The organism is Maridesulfovibrio ferrireducens (genome assembly GCF_016342405.1).
GTDB lineage: Bacteria > Desulfobacterota > Desulfovibrionia > Desulfovibrionales > Desulfovibrionaceae > Maridesulfovibrio > Maridesulfovibrio ferrireducens_A.
This window is the reverse complement of record NZ_JAEINN010000009.1, coordinates 20519-41863: the sequence shown is the minus strand read 5'-3', so window position 1 is coordinate 41863 and position 21345 is coordinate 20519. Positions and strand designations below refer to the sequence as shown.

Here is a 21345-nt window from a genome sequence, read left to right as displayed (position 1 = left end):
AATATAGTGTGAAAAGTATAAAATTTAATTTAATACAAGTTGATTTTTTTATCATTTTTTATAACGGATGTCATCCTTAAATGATTTTAAAGCATTGGCTACAGATGTCATATATCTAGTTAATATTATACGTAACTTACTTAATATGACTTGTGCGTAAATGAAAAGGGGTTGTGTTTGTTTGATTGCGCTATGTAGCTTGTCTAAGAACGTGAATATAGTGTAGAGTTCTATTATCGGTTTAAATTTCGTCTACATATCTTTGCTGGAGGGCGTGATGGGGATTTTTAAAAATAGTGCATCATCAGGGGGCGGAATCCCTGTATGGCTCAGGATTGCAATTCCCACAGTTGCCTCTCTCCTGTTGTTTACTTTTGTTTTGTTTGTTGTGCATATGCCCGCCGTGAAAGAAGCGATGGTTTCTCAGAAGAAGGCTTCTTTAAAGCATATGACGCAAGTCGCAATAAGTTTGCTGGAGCACATTCGCACTCAGGAAAGAGAAGGTTTGCTTACTGCTGAAGAGGCCAGGAAAAAAGGATCAGATTTATTGCATTCTTTACATTTTGGGCCTGAAGATAAAGATTATTTTTGGATTACAAATGTTGATATGCAAATGGTTATGCACCCATACAGGCCGGATCTTGAAGGTAAAGATTTAACCGATTTTGTGGATCTCAGGGGTAACCATCTTTTTCAAGATATGAAGAATGCAACTGAAAAAACAGGCGAAAATTATATTACTTATTATTGGCAATGGAAAGACAAATTGGGAACGGAGGCTCCAAAGCTTTCGTATGTAAAAAGATTCGAGCCGTGGGGATGGATAGTAGGAACAGGCCTTTACCTGAAAGATGTTGAGGAGGAAGCAGAAGCTCGAAACAGAGAACTTGTTTTGTTGACTCTGGCTGTCCTTGCTGTGATTAGCTTACTGTCGGTGTATTCAATAAATCAAAGCAGAAGGGCGGGCGAACAAATTCAAGATAGTGAAGCTCTTTTCAGAGGAGTTTTTGATAACAGTTTCCAATTGATGTGTGTGCTTAGTTCTGATGGCATTTTGCAAAGGGTAAACCAGACAGCTTTAGACCTTGCAGAAATTGAAGCTGAAGATGTATTGGGAGAGTATTGCTGGGAAACACCGTGGTGGAGTTATTCTTCTGACGTTCAACTTAACTTGAAAACTTTAATTCAGAAAGCTTCTCTTGGGGAAGTTTGTAAAGATGTTGTCATACATTATGATAGTGAGGGGAATCAATTTTTTATTGATTTCTCTATTACGCCTGTATCCGATTCTGTCGGGGAAGTGCGCTTTATGATCCTGGAAGGACATGACGTTACAGCCTTGAAGGAAGTTCAAGAACAACTTGCTATAAGTGAAGCAATGTTTAAGGGCGTCTTTGATCAATCATTGCATTTTATGGGAGTTCTTTCAGTTGATGGAACTCTTCTCGAAGTCAACAATGCCGCACTACTCATTAGAAATGTGTCGGTTTCGGATGTTCTTGGCAAACCTTTCTGGGAAGGTCCATGGTGGCAGGAGCCAAAGGCTTTGATTCCAATGTTAAAGGATGGCGTCAGGCGTGCAGCGGATGGGCAGACTATTCGTCGTCAGATAGCGACGCATTCAGAAGAAGGAGAAGCCAGATACATTGATTTTTCACTTAAACCGGCCTTCGGGGCCAACGGAGAAATGCTTTTTCTTATTGCGGAAGGACGCGATATCACCGAGCTCAAAATGGTTCAGGACCAGTTGAAGGATTTAAATGCAGAGCTTGAGCAGAAAGTTGAAGACAGGACCAAGGAGCTGCGCGAATCTGTTGAGCGTCTTGAGAGTGCTCAAACTCAGTTGATTCAATCTGAAAAAATGGCGGCTCTCGGTGATCTTGTGGCAGGAGTTGCTCATGAAATTAACACGCCTATAGGTATCAGCGTAACAAGCATCAGTTATATGGAAGAAAAGCTGAACGCTCTTGTTGAGAAAGTTAAAAATGGAGAACTGCGTAAATCAGATCTGGATAAATTTGTATCAATTGCTCAAGAAGCTACAAAGTCCAGTATGCTTAACCTACACAGGGCTGCGGAGTTGATCGGTAATTTCAAGCAGGTGGCTGTTGACCAGACTTCCGGGCAAAAGCGCAAAATTAATTTGCATGAGTATCTTGATGAGATTTTGCTCAGTCTTCGCTCAAAATATAAGAGGACTCAGCACAAAATAAATGTGACCTGTCCTGACGATCTTGTTCTTAATACGTGGCCCGGCGCGTTTATGCAGATTTTTTCAAATCTGATAATTAATTCGTTGCTTCATGGATTTGAAGGAGTAGAGGCTGGAAGTATATCCATAAGAGCTGAAGTGACTGAGGATTCTCTTGTGCTTCAGTATAGTGACGATGGTAACGGCATGCCCGAAGAAAGCGTTTCTAAAATTTTTGAGCCATTTTTTACCACCCGTAGAGGAAAAGGCGGCACCGGGCTTGGCATGAGCATTGTTTATAATCTTGTGACCAGCCGTCTCGGCGGCTCAATCAGCTGTACAAGTGCCGCGGGACAGGGGACAGCTTTTATTATCAGTCTGCCTTTAGATATTGTAGAAGTATAATATTGATCGCTTCTCCACTCTTGACGGTTTGATATTAATAAATATCTTTTGAAGACCGCGTTTATTTAACGCGGTCTTTGTTGTTAGAAAATTAATAGGAGAAGCCGCATTGGCTTCGTTTTTTCATAATATTTATTCGATAATTATCGGAGGGTTCTCTTACATGACCAGTCAAATTAAAACTTTTTTTCTTCTTGCTGCGCTTACAGCAATTATTCTTTTTTTAGGTGGCATGATGGGAGGCCGGACCGGGCTGATTCTGGCTTTCGGGTTAGCCATGTTTATGAATGTGGGTAGCTATTGGTATTCAGATAAGATTGTGCTTTCAATGTATAAAGCAAGACAGCTTTCCAGAAATGATGCTCCGCAGGTTTTTGCCATGGTTGAAGAGCTTTCCGCCAATGCGGGTATCCCCGCACCCAGACTTTATGTCGTTGATCAGGATTCACCCAACGCTTTCGCAACAGGCAGAAACCCTGAAAATGCCGTGGTTGCGGTTACCAGTGGCATCATGCGTATCCTTACACCGGAAGAGTTGCGTGGTGTTATCGCTCATGAAATAGGGCATATCGCAAATCACGATATTTTAATTCAGTCGGTTGCGGCAGTGCTTGCAGGAGCAATCATGATGATTGCGAATATGTTGCAGTGGGCCACTCTTTTCGGTTTCGGCGGCAGTGAAGATGATGATGGACCAAGTCCAGTGGCAGCTATTGCGCTTGCCATTATCGCACCTATTGCCGCGTCTGTTATTCAAATGGCTATTTCGCGTTCCAGAGAATATCTGGCGGATGCCACCGGTGCCAGAATTTCTCGTGATCCCAAGGCACTGGCTTCCGCTTTATACAAGCTTGATGCAACTGCCCGTAATATTCCTATGGATGCTAATCCTGCTACTGAAAACATGTTTATTATCAATCCGTTCAGTGGCGCGAGTATGGCTAAGTGGTTCAGCACGCATCCTTCTACTGAAGACCGTATTTCCAGATTGATGGATATGTCCCGTAATCTTTAATTCAAAAAAGATATGAATCCTGTGTATAGAAAAATACCGTTTACTTTTTTTGCCATAGTTGCTGTCGTTATTTCAGTTTTGTCGGCAGGTGATGCCCGCAGTGAAAATCTGCGGGTAACGCCTGTTGTCCGCGCTGTGCAAAAAACGTCACCTGCGGTTGTGAATATAACTGTTACACGCATCGTTGAACGGGGCGTTTCTCCATTTGCTCAGTTTTTTAAAAACGATTCTTTTGATATGTTTTTTGAAGGAGGGGTCGGCGGGCAGACTCGTAAGTTCCGTTCTTTAAGCACCGGATCCGGCGTGATTATTAATGGACAGAAAGGGTTTGTGCTTACTAATGCTCATGTGATTGCGGGCGGAAGCGATATAAAAGTCAGGATGATTAACGGCGATGAATTTGAAGCTGAAATCATCGGTTCTGATGCTGATTTTGATCTGGCTGTTCTGAAAATAAAAGGCGCGGAAGGCTTGCCGCAGGTTGAGATGGGGGATTCCTCTGATATCTACATAGGGGAAACAGTCATCGCAATCGGTAATCCCTTCGGCTATACGCATACCGTTACGACCGGGGTTGTTTCTGCTCTTAAACGGACAGTGAAGTCCGAAGACGGCGCGTTCACAGATTTTATTCAGACCGATGCCGCGATTAATCCGGGCAACAGCGGCGGTCCTCTGTTAAATATCATGGGGGAATTAATCGGCATTAATACTGCCATGCAGGCCCGAGCTGAAGGTATTGGTTTTGCCATCCCCATTAACAGGGCAAAACGGGTTGTTAAGGAGCTGCTTGCTTCCGGTAAAGTTTCCCCTGTCTGGCTGGGACTCAGTGGGCAGGATTTAGATCAGAGTTCAGCCAGCTATTTCGGACTGCCCCGTGTTTCCGGACTGCTTGTCAGTGAGGTTTACCGCGGTATGCCTGCTGAAAAATCAGGCCTTGCTCCCGGTGATGTTATTTTGACCGTGAATGGTATAGAAGTCGAAGATAAGGATAGTTACGTAGCTTTGCTTCGTGCACAGACTCACAGTGATGATGTTGTTCTGGACGTTTTGCATAGAGGTAAGAAAGTAAAGGTCAAAGTTCGCCCTGATACCCTTGCTCCGCAACAGGTTACAAACTTTGTCTGGTCGAAGTGGGGCATTGCTACAGGAAAAGACAGCCGCGGATACGGGCTGCTGGTTTCAGCGGTTAAAAAGAATAGTCCTGCCGCAAAGCTCGGTCTCAAGCCCGGAGATAAAATTCATCAGATAGGGAATAGGCGCATTAATACACAGCAGGATTTTCTTGATTCTTTCCTGCGCTATCGACTTAACGGAAATGTTCTGATGAAAGTTCAGCGTGGTAGAAATTACTATCACGTAAAATTGAATTCGTAGCCCTTGTATATGGATCTTAGTCGCGCCCTTTGTATGCCTTAAGTTTTGTATAGATTGGGCCTGAAGGCATCAGTGTGCTTTGGTACAAGGCAAATTCGGTTACAGTGCATGTAGGAAGGGGGATTCGGCTGATTCTTTCCGCAAGATCCGCCCAATTATCTTTTGCCCGTTTTTTTACTCTGCCCAGCGTTAGATGAGCGTGATAGGGCTTGGTATTCTTTTCGAAGCCAAGTTCTGCAAGCTTATTGTCTATTGTGATGGCATTGTCACAGATTTCTTTGGAACCATTCGTTAAACCAATCCAGATAATGCGCGGATTTAGCGGGTCAGGAAAAAATCCGGCCGGACCGGCACTTATTTCAAATGGTTTAAATGGAATTTCTTTTAGCGCGGAATCTATTTGTGGAACAGACTCTTCTGATATCTCTCCGATAAATTTCAAGGTGAAATGTATGTTTTCAGGTTTTACCCATGCTATTTTGGACTGCAAGTTTTGATTTAACGTTTCAGCACTTTCTAAAAACTTATTTTTCCATTCTTCGGGAACGGGATGTGCAATAAATGTTCGTATCTTTTGCATATAATTACAGCCTCTTAATAAAGTTATGATCAGGGTGTGGAAAAAGAGAAGAAAAATTTCAACATTCCGAACACAATATCATCATTACCATTAGTTGCCAGAGAGTTCGATACATAAGTTAAATCCGGAACGATTGAGAAATTGTTGCTGATTTTGATCTGGTAGAATGTTTCATAGTGGAATTCCATGTCGCTGTTTGCGGTGTGTTTGTTTCCTTGCACGCCGCCTGCTGCAACTCCCCATACATCTTCATCTCTGCCCGGAATACACGCTTGCCAGTTCGTGCCGAGTGACCAACTCCATGTGATGTTGTTAACAGCGCTGTTGCCCTTCCCTACTCTGGCAAATATACCGAAGTCTTTGGTCAGATTCTGGTCCATGTTGAAGGCGAATCCCCAGTTTGCAGAGTCGCCGTTTCCATCAAGGCGAGTTTGTTTATATGTATTGGTCCAACCGAAAAGACGATAGTTACCCGGTAAATTGCCAAATGATGGAGAGTAGGTCAGTTGCCCGCCTAAAAAGGGATCGTCTAACAGGTTATCAAATCCTTGTTTTTGCTGATCGCGTGGCAAAGCTGATCTGCTGATGGATTGGGCAAGGAATGTGAATTTGAACTTTTCAACAGGGCTGTAGCCCACAGCAATGATAGGATGGTTTTCATCAACTAAGTCAAAAATAGGTTCGTTGTTGAATATCGTATTGGTGAACTGTGTTCGCCCGTTTCCGGCAAAACGGTTGGCATCAAGAAAAGATTCAGGTTCACTCCAACCTAGAGTTACGAAAAATTTATCTTTTGCAAAATGATGGGTGTACAGGACATCGGAGATGGAAGCCTGTCCACCTGCTGTTGTACGTGAGGCGAGCGAGTTCAGAGGGGTGGCAACCATTCCGCGGCTTGACGGGTTGCTGCCTGTATCGGCTTGTCCGCCTTGCAGCTGTATGAATAGTTGTCCATTTTCAACAGGCTTCCAATTGAGCCTGAGGCGGGCCTTGAATCCTCCGTAGTCTCTGCCTTCTTTTTTATCTCCGGCAATTTTTGAATCTGCATAGCCCTGCCAGTAACCGAGCACATCCCCGTCTATGACCAGCGGGCCTGTTGCATTCTGCACTTCCGCCCATGATTCGCGGAACTGATTCATAAAACCAATTTCCCGATCATCAGCGCGTCCATAAAGGTCGAGTTGTTTATGCAGGTTGTTTGAGGTGTAAGCCAGACATGTTCCGGGAGTGAGAATGAGCAGTATCAGTATGGAGAATATTCTTGTCATTGAAAGTTCCAGGTTCAGCTTTTTTTAAGGATTTCGAGGAGTCGTTCAAGTACCTTATGCAGGCTTTGCTGTTTAACACTCATGCGGTCTCCGGGGAAAATAAATTTTTTTGAATAGGTAGTTCCGTTAACATGCCAGCCCATCCATACCGTGCCGACAGGTTTTTCCGGGGTACCGCCGGTTGGTCCTGCAACGCCTGAAAGGGATACTCCTACGTTTGTGCCAACCGTTTTGCAGACTCCCTCAGCCATAGCTCTAACTGTCGGTTCGCTGACTGCTCCATGTTCTATTATAATTGATTCCGGGACGTTTAGAAGGGATATTTTGACTTCATTTGAATAGGCTACGATAGCTCCTGTGAACCAGGATGAGCTACCGGAAAAGTCTGTAAGAGTTGCTGAAACAAGTCCGCCGGTGCATGATTCCGCCGTTGCCATGGTCCACTTTTTATCAACAAGAATATTTCCGATTGAGGGTACTGTATTTATCATGCAGGAACTCTATACTTTATTTAATGATATTTGAAGAGGGAAAGAGATAGGGGTGATTTCAGTTATTTAATCGGTTTTATGAATTTGTACTTATTTGTAATTTTTTCGTATGTCCCGTCATGTTTCATTTCTTGAAGTGTTTTTACTATCTGCGGGATTATAGAGATATGAATTTTATGAATGTAAAGGTATAAATTACTTAAAACTATTGGGGGAGATAAAGGATAAACATTGGTGATGCCTAATTTTTTAAGCATTGCTGATCCTGTATTCAGGCCAAAAACACCTACATCAGCCCGTTTTTTTGCTAAGAAAGAAAATAGTGCTTTTTCACTCCTGACTCTGGTTACAGTTTTAGCCTTGCTCAGCTCACGATCACAATTTTTCCAGCCGCTAACCCATGCCACGCTGTAAGGAAGTAAACTTTTCCACCCGTCTATTTTGATATTTTTATTGTGTGAAAAGGCTACGATTGTGTTTACATAAAAAGGCTCTGGAACCATGATTAAATTAGGGTAGGTTTTAGAAATACCTTCAGTTCGTAGAAAATTGCCATCTTGAGTGCCGGCATTTGCATTATATAGAGAGCGTTCAGATGGCATGGGGATGATGTTTATTTTTATATCCATGCGATTGAAACAACGAGTCAGTATTTCTTTCATTGCTTTGGTACGGGCGTCATCTCTGGCATCTCCCGTTGTGAAAGTCAGGGATTTGTTTTCTGCATTTGCTACCGGCACTGCTAAGAGTAAATTAAAAATAATGAGTATAGCTAAATAACGCATGACTTAATTTCCTCCTAAATGGGTAACAAGTTGGTTTGTTTTCTCTCTAATGGGGAGCTTGCCAGAGAAAGTGATAGGGCTTACTTACTAGAAAGTTGTGTTGTGAATCATTTATTATTTTGTAGTAAAATGGTTAACCTTGGTATTATTATAATAAACAAATGAACTTTAGAAAACATATAAATTTTTATTGGCAGAGACATCAGAGCCATTGGAACTGGATACTTGGAGTTCTCGGGTTTGGTGTTTTTCTTATGGCTTTGTGGCATCGTTCTTTTTTTATTTTTTTTATTTCAATGGGCGGCTTGTGGGGATCACTGATAAAACTTCCTGATCCTACGCCGCCTTTTGCCTATATTGAAAAAATTATTGACACTGAAAGGTCATGGATTGCTAAACCTTGGGGATGGAAAAAAGGATTTCAGGTTTTCGGGATTGTTGCCGGGTTTATTTTTGTATTAGTTGCCTGCTGGTCAGGAAGTTTAATGTCATTACTTCTGTTTATCGGGCTTTGTGTTAATATATGGTGTGTTCATGACAATAAACTTATGGGCATTGATGATTTGTAGGTTGGGTTTTTCCGCCGATGTTTAAAAAATCCCCTTTATTACTGTGCTGACATTGGTTACAGCAAAGGCAATGACCAATATGGGGAGAATATGAGGAGAACTAAATGCTCGATTTAAAATTTGTTCGTAATAATTTGGATGTTGTTCGCGAAAGTCTGAAAAACAGAAATTCCAAGCTGAACGTTGAAGAGTTCAATGAGCTTGATGGACGTCGCAGAGAGCTTGTTCAGGAAGTAGAAGTCTTGAAAGCTGAGCGCAACACCACTTCCGCTGATATTGCCAAGATTAAACGCGAAGGCGGAAATGCTGATGAAATTATTGCCCGCATGGGTGAACTTGCCGGCAAAATCAAGGCTCTCGATGAAGATTTAAAAGATATTGAAGTCGCAGAACATGACTGGCTTGTATCTGTTCCTAATATTCCCGACGACTCCGTTCCTGTGGGAGCGAGTGAAGATGATAACCCCGTCATAAGGGTGTGGGGCGAAAAGCCTGTACTCGATTTTGAACCGCGTGAGCATTGGGATCTTGCTGTTGAGCTTGGCGGAGTTGATTTTGAGCGTGCCGCAAAGCTTACCGGGGCGCGTTTTGCCGTTCTGCGTAAATGGGGTGCAAGGCTTGAAAGAGCTTTGACATCTCTTATGGTCGATATTCAGACTATGGAGCACGGTTACACTGAAATAATTCCTCCATATATTGTTAACCGTGATTCTCTTTACGGAACAGGACAGCTTCCCAAATTTGCGGAAGATCTGTTCAAGCTTGAAAATTCAGAATACTTTTTGATTCCTACAGCGGAAGTTCCGTTGACTAATCTGCACAGGGATGAAGTGCTGGACGAAGCGGAGCTTTCCGTTGCCTACTGTGCCCCTACTCCTTGTTTCAGATCAGAAGCCGGCTCATACGGTAAAGATACAAAAGGGCTGATTCGTCAGCACCAGTTCCATAAAGTTGAAATGGTTCGCTTTGCACATCCTGATAAATCTTTTGAAGAGCTTGAGTTGATGACTTCTCATGCAGAAGAGATTCTTAAACGTCTTAATCTTCACTATAGGGTAATCACTCTTTGCACCGGAGATATAGGGTTCGGCGCAAAGAAAACTTATGATCTCGAAGTCTGGCTTCCCGGTCAGGATAAATATCGTGAGATTTCGTCCTGTTCAAACTGCGGTGATTTTCAGGCCCGCAGAGCAAATATTAAATTTAAGCCCAAAGATTCCAAAAAAGCACAGTATGTACATACATTAAACGGGTCGGGACTTGCTGTAGGGCGTACTTTTGTTGCGGTGGTTGAAAACTATCAGCAGAAAGACGGTACTATTTTAATACCTGAAGCTTTGAAACCTTATATGGGCGGACTTGATGTCATTAAGCCTGAATAGTTAATTTTGTTTTATTTTATAAAAATAAAAATGGTCCATCTGCTCAATATGCAGGTGGACCGTTTTTTTATTTGTAAGGCTGGGGCGTTTTTAGAGATTGAGCCCTGTTTTCTTGTAGTCGTTCAGCTTGTTTCGCAGTGTGCGGACTGAAATCCCGAGCAGGTCGGCTGCTTTGGTTCTGTTCCCGCTGGTTTGATCCAGACTTCGTATTATGAGCTGTTTTTCCATTTCTGAAATAGTCACAACTCCTGAATGCGCTGAATCCCCGACGGGTATCGCCGTGTTCGCTGTCTGCTCTGATCCGGTGGCAGATGCTCCCGGTTCTGAGGTTTCAGATATAGGTTGGAACGAGTCTTCCGGCATCCATGCATCCGGGTCATTCAGGAAGTGTTTGGATTCTATAGGGCCTGCTCCAGAGAGGAGAACGGCGCGTTCCATAAGGTTTTGCAGTTCACGGACATTACCGGGCCATTCATATCCAAGGAGCCATTTCACAGATTCATCTGAAAAAGCAAGCGGGGTTATTCCATATTCCCGGCAGTATTTATCAACGAAAAATTTTGCAAGCAGCATTATGTCGTCACCGCGCTGGGCAAGGGCCGGAAGTTTTAGCGGGATGACATTTAATCTGTAAAAAAGGTCCTGCCTGAAAGATCCTTCTTTTACTGCACCTTCAATATTGCGGTTGGTGGTGGCAAGAACTCTTACGTCTACTTTTACTGTTTCTACTCCGCCTACACGGTCAATTTCACCTTCTTGTAAAACTCTTAGAAGTTTGGCTTGAAGGCCGAGTTCCATTTCAGTGATTTCATCAAGAAGTATTGTTCCGCCCGAGGCCAGTTCAAATTTACCCAGCTTTCGGCTTATTGCCCCCGTGAAGGAACCTTTTTCGTGTCCGAAAAGCTCAGATTCCAAGAGATGTTCGGGAAGGGCTGCGCAGTTGATGGCTACAAATGCACGGTCACTCCGGTCTGAATGATGATGTAGAAATCTGGCGAACATTTCTTTACCGGTACCGGATTCGCCGGAAATAAGAACTGTCGCCTTTGATTTAGCAACCTGTTTGGCAAGGCCGAGGACCCGCTGCATTGCCGGATGGTTTCCGATAACCTGATAGCGGCCTTGAGTTCCTTGTGAGCCGCTTTTTGCGGGAGGGACAATTTCGTCAGGTAACTGAGCCGGATGTTTTTTTTCAGGAAGCATGAGCTTGATTTTTTCCCATGAAAGAGGCTCAAGCCAGTAGTCGCGTGCTCCAAGTTCTAGAAATTTCTGAGCTTCATCCGCAGAACCGTTACGGGAAAAAATAATTACAGGAGGGAAATTTTCAATATTGACTGCTTCTGCCAAAAGGGCCTGAGCTGAATATCCCTGCATAACCGGTCTGGTGAAAATCAGACACGGTTTTGATTTTTTTATAAAATTTATTGCGCCTGCGAGGTTGTCAGCAAGTCCAGCCTGAAACCCCGCTTCTTTTAGTGGAGAGAAGACGGAAGTCACGGATTGTGGTTCGGCGATGAATAGTAAAGTATTATCAGGCATGTTTGAACTCATATCCGTAACTGGCAACCTTTTCAACTCCATTATATTATAGATATGAATAAAAATTGAGTTGAAAACAGTGACAAAGATAGTTTCGAAGAGGCTAACATCTCTTGTTTACTGTAAAAAATATAGCCATCATGTCTATTGTGATGAAGTATTTTAAAGAAAACGTAAAAAAATGTAATTAAATTTCTTTTTTCGAAATGGACAAAATTGTCAGAAATGATGGTTTAAGTAAAAAGTTAGGCATCTTTTGATTATTCAGTATTTTTTGCGTGAAATAATTCCTAAAAACGTCAAAAGAAGAGTTTTCAGTTAAAAAGGGAGAGGGCTTGCCGAATTTTTGTCCATTTGATAATTGCTCAAGCTCTTTTCAAGAATAAAATTTACAACGGGTTTATACAAAAGTGATAAAGTTTAATAATGTTAATAAATACTATGGTGAGTATCACGCCCTGCGTGATCTTAATATTCATATTAAGCAGGGTGAAGTCGTTGTTGTCTGCGGGCCTTCCGGGTCTGGTAAAAGTACCATGATCCGTTGCATTAATCGTCTCGAGCCGATTCAGGAAGGCGAGATTATTGTAGAAGGGATTGATGTCAACGGGCCGAGAGTAAACCTTCCTTTGCTTCGAGCAGAAATCGGGTTTGTTTTTCAGTCGTTCAACTTGTACCCGCATATGACTGTTTTAGAAAATATAATGTTAGCGCCGACCATGGTGCGCAATATGAAACGCAAGGATGCAGAAGATCTTGCTATGGAATTGCTGTCCAAGGTCAATATTCCAGATAAAGCCAGCGATTATCCTGCACAGCTTTCCGGTGGACAGCAGCAGCGTGTGGCCATTGCGCGCGGTCTTGCCATGCGTCCTAATATCATGCTTTTTGATGAGCCTACTTCTGCTCTTGATCCTGAAATGATTAATGAAGTTCTGGACGTTATGAAGGCTCTTGCCCGTGAGGGCATGACCATGGTTTGTGTTACGCATGAAATGGGTTTTGCCCGTGAAGTTGCGGACAGGGTTATATTTATGGACGAAGGCGCTCTCATAGAACAAAATACTCCGGATGAATTTTTTAATAATCCGCAGCATGAACGTTCTAAATTGTTCCTGAGTAAGATTCTCTCACATTAGCTGAAAGCGGTTTCCTCTTGTAGGGGAAGCCGCTCTTTTTTTGTTTTTTTATTTTTATATCTGGAGGAAAAAATGAAAAGATTGATGATTATGGCTCTTGCGGCTTCTCTGGTTTTGGCTTTTGCGGCTTCTGCTTTCGCCGGAGCAACTTATGATCAGGTAATGAAAGACAAAGTTGTTCGCGCCGGTATCATGACAGACTCTATCCCCGGAGCTTTCTACAACGCAAAGAAAGAATGGGTTGGATTTGACGTTGATATAGCTAAAGCTATTGCAGACAAAATGGGTCTTAAGCTTGAAATGGTTCCTGTTAACAACAAGACTCGTATCGGATTCCTGCAGCAGGGCCGTATCGACATGTCTCTTTCCAACATGACCCACAAACGCTCACGCGACAATTCCATCGACTTTTCCATTACTTACTTTTTCGACGGACAGAAAATGCTTGCTCCTAAGGGCAAGTTCAGCAGTCTTAAAGATTTCGTAGGCAAAAGAATTGCTACCATGCAGGGTACAACTTCTGAGCTGAACGTTGTCGCAGCACTCAAAAAACTTGGTGATCCAGCTCCTAAAGTTATTTCTTTCCAGAAAGAATCTGAGTGTTTTCAGGCTTTGCAGATGGGACGTGTTGACGCATGGTCTACTGACTCCACCATCCTGCTCGGCTACGCTGCACAGGTTCCCGGCAAGTTTGAACTTGTAGGTGAATTCTTCTCCAACGAGCCTTACGGTATCGGTCTTCCTGAAGATGATTCCAAATGGCGTGATTCAGTTAACTTCACTTTGCAGGATATGTGGAACGACGGAACTTACCAGAAGATCTATGACAAATGGTACGGTCCTGACACCAAATATTATTTCCCTATGACTGATAAAATTGAAATGTGGCCTTAGCGGACACATAAATCTCACTTAATCGCGAGATCAGACGGGACCGATGCAAGTTATCGGTCCCGCCATTTTTTTTAAAAATCGAATCAATGAGAAAATTCAGCAATGATTAATCGTTATCTTGAAAAAGCTTGGGTGCAGTACCTGTGTCTTGCAACACTGACAGCTCTGCTGGTTTATTATTTCGGCTGGGTTTTTGACTTCGGCTATAAGTTTGACTGGAGTGTTCTTTATAAAAAGGATGCGTCTTATGGCGTTGTGCTGGGCGACATGCTCATCACCGGACTGGGAAACACCATAACCATCTCCCTTATCAGTTCGGGAATTGCGTTGGGACTGGGTGTTTTGTTCGGTCTAGGCCGGTTGTCACAGTTTAAGCCTGTTAATTGGTTCGCATCCGCATATGTTGAGTTTTTTAGAAATACACCACTTTTGATTCAACTTTTCTTTTGGTATTTTGCGCTTCCTATGGGGCTGCCGGAAGAATTACGTAATAAACTTTTCGATTATAACTATGAGATGGTCGCGGCGACTCTTGCTCTCGGTATATACACCAGTGCCTTCATGGCTGAGGTTATTCGCGCGGGTATTCAGTCCATTCCTAAAGGGCTTCTGGAAGCATCATATTCATCCGGCCTTACGCCGTTCCAGACCCTTAGCAAGATCGTTCTGCCTCTGGCTTTCAGAGCTATTATTCCGCCGCTCGGCAGTGAGTTCTTAAACAATATGAAGAACTCCTCACTTGCTATGGTTGTTGGTGTTACAGAGCTTTGCTGGGCTTCTCAGCAGATAGAATCTCTTACATTTAAAGGCTTTGAAGCGACTACCGCGGCGACGATTGTGTACCTTTCACTTTCACTGATTATTGCCGGAATTTTGAATCTGGTGAATCTTAAGCTTCAAATTATTCCTAAAAAAGACAAAACAATCGGTCACGCTTTTGCGGATATCTTTTTCTGGCCTTTCCTGGCTTCTCTTTCCTTATTATCAGCGCTCAGCAGTTGCTGTTTCCGCAGACGTTCAGAAGATTTCAATCTTACCCGTGCTCAGGCTGCCAGAAAAGCTTTGTTGAATAAAATTAAAAAGATTTTCTCTCTGATATGGAAAGCTACTTTTGTTTCATTTTTGTTATTTGTAGTTATTATGGCGGGAGTCGGTTTATCCGGATTTAATTTTCAGGTTATATGGGACAATCTCGGAACACTCATTTACTGGAGATTTCCTAACGGCGGTCCTAACGAAGTTTTATGGGGACTCGGCGGATTATCCTTCTCGATCCTTATGTCTGTCATCGCTATTTCAGTAAGTTTCTTTATTGGGCTTATTGTCGGCGTCGGCAGAACTTCCAAGAATAAATTGTTTTTTATACCCAGCACTCTTTATATTGAACTTATCCGCGGTAACCCGCTGATCATGGTTATCTTCTGGATTTATTTCTTTATTCCCATTTTGACTGGAACATTTTTGAATGTTTTCTGGAGTGCGACTATTGCTCTGACTGTTTTTACCGGAGCTTATCTCGCTGAAATTGTGCGAAGCGGTATTCAGAATATTCCTCCGGGGCAGCTTGAAGCCGCCGTGAGTACCGGGCTGACCTATCTTCAGGCCATGCGTAAAATTATTCTTCCACAAGCCTTGAAACAGATGCTTCCCGCTATTGTCGGACAGTTTATTGCGATTTTTAAAGATTCTTCTCTGGCCTTTGTTATCGGAGTCCTTGAGCTTACTTTTGTCGCACAGGGGCTTAATAACAGGCTTATGATTTATCCTTTTGAGATATACACAACCGTGGCAGCTTTGTATTTTATCTGTTGCTACATGATGAGCATCGTGGCAAGACGCCTTGAGCGGAAGTTGTCAACGGATACCTTCCGGTTGCAGATGTAATTGATTTCCTCCCCCTTGTGTTTGTTGTTTGCAGGGGGGATTCTTAATTGAAGCGTCCGGAGAAGCTCATGTTTGGTAAGAGTATACCTGTTTTTTGTTATCATGCCGTCTGCGAAGAAGACGGTCATTCGCCTGAAACCTTTGCTGCTCATCTCGATACTATTGTTGAGATGGGATTTAAAACTATCAGTGCGAGTCACCTGTATGACATATGTTTGGGTCGGCGTAAGCTCGATAAAAAATATGTAGTTCTTACTTTTGATGACTGCCACATCAGTAATTGGCTGAATGTTGTTCCTATGCTCGAAGAGCGTGGAATGACCGGAGTCTTTTTTGCTGTCAGTGATTTTATCGGTGAGGGAAAAATTCGATCAAAATCGGATGTTCCTGAAATCCTGCCTATACGCGAAGCTTTCATCAAAGCCTTATCCGAAAAAGACACCTCACAATTCATGAATGAAGCTGAACTTAAATCTCTTGTCCACGACAAGGGAATGGAAGTTTATGCTCATACCTGCAATCATCAGGGATGCTTTAAAGATTTTCGGTCCTGCGGTAATTTTTCTGCTGATTCCCATTGGTCCACTTGGGGTATTTATCGCAGATTTAATCCAAAACTTTCTGTTTTTGATAATGGCAGTGCTTTTGCGTACAATGGTTTCTGGCCTATTTTCCGTAAAGGGCGTGTGCTTTTCAAAAAGCGCACCGATGAGGAAAGAAGACAGTTCTGTCGAGAAGATTTCAGCCGTTGTATGGAAAAAATTAAAGAAATAAATGGGGCAAAGCGTCAATTTTTGTGCTGGCCTTGGGGACACTTTGATTCTCTTTCCATGCAGGAAGCTTCGGCTTGCGGTTTTGAAGGAACTTTCACGCTAGAGCGGTCTGCTAACATGCTTGGAACTGATCCCATGCGTATTAACCGCATAGGTGTCGGATCAAGTAAAGACGCTGCGTGGATTCGCAAACGTCTTCTCATGTATTCGAACGAAGCGGTTGCTCTGGGATGTTTTAAATTTTTCAGCAAGAAAAACGATATCGGCCGGGTTTTATATATTACTGATACCGGAAAACTTTCCGGCGGCAGCAGACAGCTTATCAATAGTGCCAAAGCAATGCGCTCGGCAGGTATGGACGTTGTGGCAGTGTTGCCGCCAGAGTCCGCTCTTATTGCTGAACTGGAAAATATCGGAGCCGAAGTCGTTGTACTTGATGACTTTAAGAATCTGTTTACAGCGGCGAACTTCCTCTCTGATCTTATTTCTGAAAAGAATATAGATGTCGTTCACACTTATCATAATCGGGCTGTTAAAATTGCGTGTATTGCAAAAGGGTTGTCTCTGTTCGGAAGGAAGAAGTTCAAACTCTTTTTTAATCGGGGCGTAATTTATAAGCCGAATCCGCTCGCTCCTATTTTTTCAATGATAGGTAACGGATATATTTGTAATTCCGTGAAATGCCGTGATGTGCTTTTGAAACATGGAGTTCCTTCCAAAAGGGCGCATGTTGTGTACAACTCCTTTACTGGAGGTGGGCGTAAGCCCCGTCGTTCCGTTACTACATCTGTTATCTATGTAGGTAACTCAGGGTACGCAAAAGGGCCTGACGTTTTCATCAAAGCTGTTGATACTCTCCTTTCACAAGATTCGTGCGAAGGCGTGCGTTTTGTAGCTGTAGGCCTAGAAGACCTTTCAGCTTATAAAGATATCGTTTCGCCTGCGACGCTTGAGCGTATTGAATGTCCGGGCTACGTCAGTCATGACGATACGGTTCGTTTACTCGCTACTTCTCATATTTACGTTATGAGTTCCCGTCAGGAATCAATGCCGAATACGCTCATTGAAGCTTTTGACGCAGGACTTGCCACGGTGTGTACTGATGCCGGTGGAACTTCCGAGCTTATCCGTGACGGGGTGAACGGTTTTATGTGTCCTGTCGAAGATGTTTCTGCCATTTCTGACGCAATTAAAAAATTGATAGAGGATGGCGATCTCCGCAAAAACATGGGCAGACTGAATCGTAAAATTGTCAGAATCCTTATGAGTAACTCCGCAAAGTCACGCGCTCTACTCGGTGTTTACAGTTCTTACACTAAGGATGAGCCGAAGACCGACCCTCTTGATATTGACACTATTATGGAAGAATAGGCTCGATTTAAAGCTGTTTTGACACTTTTATGATGCGTGCTGTATGCCTTTATGGTCAGCATGCGGCAGTTCGTAATAAGTGAGGAGTGGCATTAGTAATGGAAGTATCCGCTATTGAAAATTATTGGGACGGAATAGACTGTTCCGTCCGGCCGAAGTTGCTTTTAGGTTCAGTCGGTGGAAAACATTTATTAGAAACCGGAATACGGTGTCTGGAATCAGATCCACAGCTTGCGGTTGAAATTCTGCTCGCGGCATATGCTGCGAACCCTTTTGACGGTAATACTGCGCAGCAGCTTTTGAATATTGAAACGCTTGTTTCTTTTTTTCCTATGTCTGTTGCTCGATGTATTTCAGCTGTTGCTGAAAACTGGGCACGACCGGATAATATTTCTTATTTTTTACGAATCACTTCCAAGCGAGACAACCGGAAAATCAGCTCTTATATTCTTTCCTGTATTGAGAAAGAACCGCATAATTTATTCTGGATTCAGCAGGGCCTTATCTATGCCGGAGCCAGTTCTGATTTTGATTTCGGCGTAAAATTACTTTCCGCGGAATTCAGTTCTGAACTTAAGCCTGCTGTTAATGCGGCCAAATCATTTTTTCTTTTTATGTCCGGGGATAATGTTCAGTCCTTCAAGTCCTTGCGTTCCGCTTCCGAGTCCTTCGGTATTGAAAATTTTGCAAACTTAGCCGCTTCCGTTGCTTTGGCTCTTGATGACCGGGAGTCTGCCGTGAGCCTTCTTTCCGGTTCTGTGCAGGTTCAGCCTTGGCGAAGTTCCGAGACTTTGCGTTTGCACGATCTGGTGCGCGGTTTAGATGTTCAAAAGGTGCAACTTGCCGGCAGTGTTGCAATACTTTTATATTCTTTCAATAAATTTGAGGAGCTGGATGCAACCCTTGGGTCTTTGCATCGCTCTGAATTAAATGATTCCAAAATTTTTATGCTTGATAACGGCTCAAGCGATTCCACTGCTGAAGTTCTTGATCGCTGGCAACAGGAATTCGGGGACCGGATGGTCCGTATTGATCTGCCTGTTAATGTCGGAGCCGCTGCTGCGCGGAACTGGCTGATGAATGAGCCTGAAGTCAAAGAATGCGACTTTGCGGTTTATCTTGATGATGATGTGGAAGTTCAGCCGGACTGGCTTATGTATCTCGGGTCCGCTGTTCAGGAATATCCTGATGCCGGAGTCTGGGGTTGCAAGGTTGTTGATTATATTTCGCCTGCGGTAATGCAGTCCGTTGATTTGCATCTTATTCAGCCGCCGGGAGAGGAAGGAGCCGGACCGGAAGTTGATTTGACCAGAATTGCTCCTAATCCGTTTAAAGTTTCCGATCTTCACCACCAAGTGCTTGATGGTGGGTATTTCGATTACATGCGTCCCTGTGCTTCCGTCACGGGGTGCTGCCACATGTTCAGAACCGAGAAGCTTCTTGACAACGGGGGCTTTTCCCTGTTCCTTTCTCCGTCTCAATACGATGATATGGAACATGATCTGCGAAGTTGTCTTAAAGGCGAGTTTGCCGTGTATCAAGGGCATCTTCGTATACTGCATCGGAAAAATACCGGCGCGGCAAGCCGTGTTTCCGTTATGCAGGAAGGAAATGCACTTGGTAATAAATATAAAATGCAGGCCATGCACCCACGAAGTGAAATATTGGGAATTATGGCTGATGAAGAAAGGCTTCTTCAGCGTGACCTTGAGAAAAAGATTAAATATCTGGCAGAGAATGGCTTTTTAGAAAGCCTGTTGCCGGAATCCGATACGGAGGAATAATGTCTGATCACGATAAGACCCAAGATTTTTTGAATAATTTGCCAGAACTTGAAGCCGGCAAAACTTTTGCTTTTTCATGTCATCCCGGAATTTCCTGTTTCAACGCTTGTTGCGGCGACTTGAACTTGATGCTCACTCCCTATGACGTGCTCAGACTGCGTAAGGAACTTGGTCATGATAGCAAAAAATTTATTCATAACCACGTAGATATCAGCCGCACTCCCGGTATTGGTTTTCCCATGACTAAGCTCCGTATGCTGGATAATTCAAAGCGCAGTTGTCCTTTTGTGCGTGATGAAGGTTGTTCTGTTTATCCGAACAGACCCGGTGCATGCCGTACTTATCCACTGGGCAGAGCTTCCAGAATGGGTGAAGAAGGCGAGATGATCGAGCAGTTTTTTATTGTAAAAGAACCACACTGTCGCGGGTTTGAAGAAGAAAAAGAATGGACCAGCGATGAGTGGCTGAAAGATCAGGGCCTTGAAGATTACAACGAAGTTAATGACCGCTACATGCGCATCATGACCCGTGCCCGCAAGGCCGGAGTTGTTCTTGATGATAAAAAACTGAATATGGTTTTTCTTGCACTGTATCAGGTTGATAATTTTACGAATTTTGTAAGAGATATGAATGTATTTGCCAGACTTGAAGTCTCTGAAGAAAGACAGGCTGCCATTCTCAGCGATGAGGAAGAATGTCTTAATTTCGCCCTCGACTGGGTGGAACTTATTGTTCTCGGTTCTTCTGAGAATTTACAGCCTAAGAAATAGTTTTAAAGCAAAAATGATTTTGACGACCCCGGTAATGGCAAAGGCTGTTGCCGGGGTTTTATTTTTTTATTTTCTTACAATAGTAATATAAGTTCTGATCCTCTGAAATTAAGTGACAATTCCCGTCTGCGAGCGCCCGCCAGTTACGATCTATGATTTGATCATTTTCTCCGGTGCAGTAATAATACATGTTTTCATTTTCTATTAAGCTGCACTGTCCTTTTGCCAGATAGCGTAAGTCCGCATTCTTAATAAGCTCAGGCTCTTTATTGCAAAGGTGATAAAGATCTGAATCGATTATCTGGTTGCAGTAATCTTCACATAATCCTGTTCGGGCAGTAATTAATAAAAGTAGAATTGCAGCAAGGATTATTTTGTACATTTATATTCCCCATAAGTTCGAAGCCAGCCCTGAAAAGGACAGATAGTTTATAATATAATGAGCAACGATGGTAGGCAGGATTGATTTAGTTTTCCACATGCAGATCATAAGTCCAGTCCCTGTGAGGGCGGTGGCAACAACTGCAACAGGTCCGGCGGACCAATGGATTAAACCGAAGGCTATGCCGGAAATTATGAATATTGCGGCGGGTGAAAATCCTTTTTCTTTGAGCATAGTGAAGGCTAGTCCACGAAATATTATTTCTTCTGCAATCGCCACAAGCATGAGGCCAACCGTCATATCAAGCGTGTATAGCGGAGAACCCGGTCCTATGGGGATTGTACCAAGTTTGAAGGATGGCAGTATTTTGCTCCAGATTGCAAATCCCGGTTCATCAAGGCAAAGTCCAAGAAGTGTAATTCCTATGGTCCATAAAATAAATTTTATTGGTGAAAGGGCAGTTAAACCTAAATCTTTCAGGCTCAGATTTTTTTTTACGATCATGTAGAAAATTAAACACAGCGGGATTAATTTAAGTGAATAATCGATGAGAAGCCACGGCAGTTCGGCATTAATAAAAATATTTGAAAAGTCGTTAAGATAGAACGGGATAGCTGTGATAATGAAAATGAGAGATTTGTTTTTGATATTCACAAAAAATTCTCCTTGCCAACCTCGTTAAGCTGATTATTATCTGTGTTCTTGAGAGTTTGTTTTTTATGCATTAAAACTGAATTTATATTTTT

The 21345-nt window shown here is 43.0% G+C and carries 18 protein-coding genes; 11 read left to right on the top strand and 7 right to left on the bottom strand.

Annotated features, from left to right (window positions below; translation table 11 throughout):
• The first annotated feature begins 277 nt into the window (after positions 1–277).
• The 3 genes from JEY82_RS11080 to JEY82_RS11070 all read left to right on the top strand — a co-directional run bounded on the left by JEY82_RS11080 (position 278) and on the right by JEY82_RS11070 (position 4988).
• Complete coding sequence (locus JEY82_RS11080) at positions 278–2596, top strand: cache domain-containing protein (protein WP_304085454.1); 2319 nt, start codon at positions 278–280, stop codon at positions 2594–2596.
• A 163-nt stretch (positions 2597–2759) separates the two neighbouring features.
• A complete protein-coding gene (htpX, locus tag JEY82_RS11075; RefSeq protein WP_304085453.1) occupies positions 2760–3611 on the top strand; it encodes a zinc metalloprotease HtpX in 852 nt (283 codons plus the stop codon).
• Positions 3612–3623: 12 nt separating this feature from the next.
• Complete coding sequence (locus JEY82_RS11070; RefSeq protein WP_304085452.1) at positions 3624–4988, top strand: trypsin-like peptidase domain-containing protein; 1365 nt, start codon at positions 3624–3626, stop codon at positions 4986–4988.
• 16 nt (positions 4989–5004) lie between these two features.
• On the opposite strand, the gene thpR is transcribed toward JEY82_RS11070, so the two are convergent.
• From thpR to JEY82_RS11050, 4 genes are all read right to left on the bottom strand, one after another.
• Positions 5005–5568 carry an RNA 2',3'-cyclic phosphodiesterase gene (thpR, locus tag JEY82_RS11065; protein WP_304085451.1) on the bottom strand — a complete coding sequence of 188 codons (564 nt, stop codon included), beginning with the start codon at positions 5566–5568 and terminating at the stop codon, positions 5005–5007.
• Positions 5569–5597: 29 nt separating this feature from the next.
• Positions 5598–6836, bottom strand: coding sequence for a carbohydrate porin (locus JEY82_RS11060; protein ID WP_304085450.1), 1239 nt, complete (start codon positions 6834–6836; stop codon positions 5598–5600).
• Positions 6837–6850: 14 nt separating this feature from the next.
• Positions 6851–7327, bottom strand: a complete 477-nt coding sequence (locus tag JEY82_RS11055; RefSeq protein WP_304085449.1) for a CinA family protein — start codon at positions 7325–7327, stop codon at positions 6851–6853.
• A gap of 62 nt (positions 7328–7389) precedes the next feature.
• A complete protein-coding gene (locus tag JEY82_RS11050) occupies positions 7390–8112 on the bottom strand; it encodes an ABC transporter substrate-binding protein (RefSeq protein ID WP_304085448.1) in 723 nt (240 codons plus the stop codon).
• A 161-nt stretch (positions 8113–8273) separates the two neighbouring features.
• Here JEY82_RS11050 and JEY82_RS11045 point away from each other — a divergent pair, with 161 nt between their 5' ends.
• Positions 8274–8681: a hypothetical protein gene (locus JEY82_RS11045; RefSeq protein ID WP_304085447.1), complete on the top strand. Its 408-nt coding sequence runs from the start codon at positions 8274–8276 to the stop codon at positions 8679–8681.
• Between the two features lie 104 nt (positions 8682–8785).
• On the top strand, positions 8786–10063 hold the full coding sequence (gene serS / locus JEY82_RS11040) for a serine--tRNA ligase (RefSeq protein ID WP_304085446.1): 1278 nt from the start codon (positions 8786–8788) through the stop codon (positions 10061–10063).
• 90 nt (positions 10064–10153) lie between these two features.
• Here serS and JEY82_RS11035 read toward each other — a convergent pair whose 3' ends face one another.
• Positions 10154–11602, bottom strand: coding sequence for a sigma-54 dependent transcriptional regulator (locus JEY82_RS11035; protein WP_304085445.1), 1449 nt, complete (start codon positions 11600–11602; stop codon positions 10154–10156).
• A gap of 410 nt (positions 11603–12012) precedes the next feature.
• Between JEY82_RS11035 and JEY82_RS11030 the strand changes: the two genes are divergently transcribed.
• From JEY82_RS11030 to JEY82_RS11005, 6 genes are all read left to right on the top strand, one after another.
• Positions 12013–12741, top strand: coding sequence for an amino acid ABC transporter ATP-binding protein (locus JEY82_RS11030; RefSeq protein WP_304085444.1), 729 nt, complete (start codon positions 12013–12015; stop codon positions 12739–12741).
• 72 nt (positions 12742–12813) lie between these two features.
• On the top strand, positions 12814–13635 hold the full coding sequence (locus JEY82_RS11025; protein WP_304085443.1) for an ABC transporter substrate-binding protein: 822 nt from the start codon (positions 12814–12816) through the stop codon (positions 13633–13635).
• Between the two features lie 102 nt (positions 13636–13737).
• The gene (locus tag JEY82_RS11020) at positions 13738–15519 is read left to right on the top strand and encodes an amino acid ABC transporter permease (protein ID WP_304085442.1); all 1782 of its coding nucleotides are present in this window, start codon (positions 13738–13740) and stop codon (positions 15517–15519) included.
• A gap of 68 nt (positions 15520–15587) precedes the next feature.
• Positions 15588–17663 (top strand): glycosyltransferase, encoded by a 2076-nt coding sequence (locus tag JEY82_RS11015; RefSeq protein ID WP_304085441.1) that lies wholly within the window; start codon positions 15588–15590, stop codon positions 17661–17663.
• 98 nt (positions 17664–17761) lie between these two features.
• Complete coding sequence (locus JEY82_RS11010) at positions 17762–19447, top strand: glycosyltransferase (protein WP_304085440.1); 1686 nt, start codon at positions 17762–17764, stop codon at positions 19445–19447.
• Entirely contained in the window at positions 19447–20217 is a 771-nt protein-coding gene (locus tag JEY82_RS11005) for a YkgJ family cysteine cluster protein (RefSeq protein WP_304085439.1), read from the top strand. Before JEY82_RS11010 ends, JEY82_RS11005 begins: the two co-directional genes overlap by 1 nt.
• A 58-nt stretch (positions 20218–20275) precedes the next feature.
• Here JEY82_RS11005 and JEY82_RS11000 read toward each other — a convergent pair whose 3' ends face one another.
• Together JEY82_RS11000 and JEY82_RS10995 are read right to left on the bottom strand one after the other, a co-directional pair.
• Positions 20276–20599 carry a hypothetical protein gene (locus JEY82_RS11000; protein ID WP_304085438.1) on the bottom strand — a complete coding sequence of 108 codons (324 nt, stop codon included), beginning with the start codon at positions 20597–20599 and terminating at the stop codon, positions 20276–20278.
• Positions 20600–21253 (bottom strand): CPBP family intramembrane glutamic endopeptidase, encoded by a 654-nt coding sequence (locus JEY82_RS10995; RefSeq protein WP_304085437.1) that lies wholly within the window; start codon positions 21251–21253, stop codon positions 20600–20602. It abuts the gene before it with no gap.
• Positions 21254–21345: the final 92 nt, after the last annotated feature.

Excerpts from the sequence above, each read along its gene's own strand:
- JEY82_RS11025 (WP_304085443.1), top strand. The coding sequence starts at position 12,814 with ATGAAAAGATTGATGATTATGGCTCTTGCGGCTTCTCTGGTTTTGGCT.
- htpX (WP_304085453.1), top strand. The coding sequence starts at position 2,760 with ATGACCAGTCAAATTAAAACTTTTTTTCTTCTTGCTGCGCTTACAGCA.
- JEY82_RS11000 (WP_304085438.1), bottom strand. The coding sequence starts at position 20,599 with ATGTACAAAATAATCCTTGCTGCAATTCTACTTTTATTAATTACTGCC.
- JEY82_RS11010 (WP_304085440.1), top strand. The coding sequence starts at position 17,762 with ATGGAAGTATCCGCTATTGAAAATTATTGGGACGGAATAGACTGTTCC.
- JEY82_RS11060 (WP_304085450.1), bottom strand. The coding sequence starts at position 6,836 with ATGACAAGAATATTCTCCATACTGATACTGCTCATTCTCACTCCCGGA.
- JEY82_RS11080 (WP_304085454.1), top strand. The coding sequence starts at position 278 with ATGGGGATTTTTAAAAATAGTGCATCATCAGGGGGCGGAATCCCTGTA.
- JEY82_RS11020 (WP_304085442.1), top strand. The coding sequence starts at position 13,738 with ATGATTAATCGTTATCTTGAAAAAGCTTGGGTGCAGTACCTGTGTCTT.
- serS (WP_304085446.1), top strand. The coding sequence starts at position 8,786 with ATGCTCGATTTAAAATTTGTTCGTAATAATTTGGATGTTGTTCGCGAA.
- JEY82_RS11045 (WP_304085447.1), top strand. The coding sequence starts at position 8,274 with ATGAACTTTAGAAAACATATAAATTTTTATTGGCAGAGACATCAGAGC.
- JEY82_RS11005 (WP_304085439.1), top strand. The coding sequence starts at position 19,447 with ATGTCTGATCACGATAAGACCCAAGATTTTTTGAATAATTTGCCAGAA.
- JEY82_RS11070 (WP_304085452.1), top strand. The coding sequence starts at position 3,624 with ATGAATCCTGTGTATAGAAAAATACCGTTTACTTTTTTTGCCATAGTT.
- JEY82_RS11050 (WP_304085448.1), bottom strand. The coding sequence starts at position 8,112 with ATGCGTTATTTAGCTATACTCATTATTTTTAATTTACTCTTAGCAGTG.
- thpR (WP_304085451.1), bottom strand. The coding sequence starts at position 5,568 with ATGCAAAAGATACGAACATTTATTGCACATCCCGTTCCCGAAGAATGG.
- JEY82_RS11055 (WP_304085449.1), bottom strand. The coding sequence starts at position 7,327 with ATGATAAATACAGTACCCTCAATCGGAAATATTCTTGTTGATAAAAAG.
- JEY82_RS11015 (WP_304085441.1), top strand. The coding sequence starts at position 15,588 with ATGTTTGGTAAGAGTATACCTGTTTTTTGTTATCATGCCGTCTGCGAA.
- JEY82_RS11035 (WP_304085445.1), bottom strand. The coding sequence starts at position 11,602 with ATGCCTGATAATACTTTACTATTCATCGCCGAACCACAATCCGTGACT.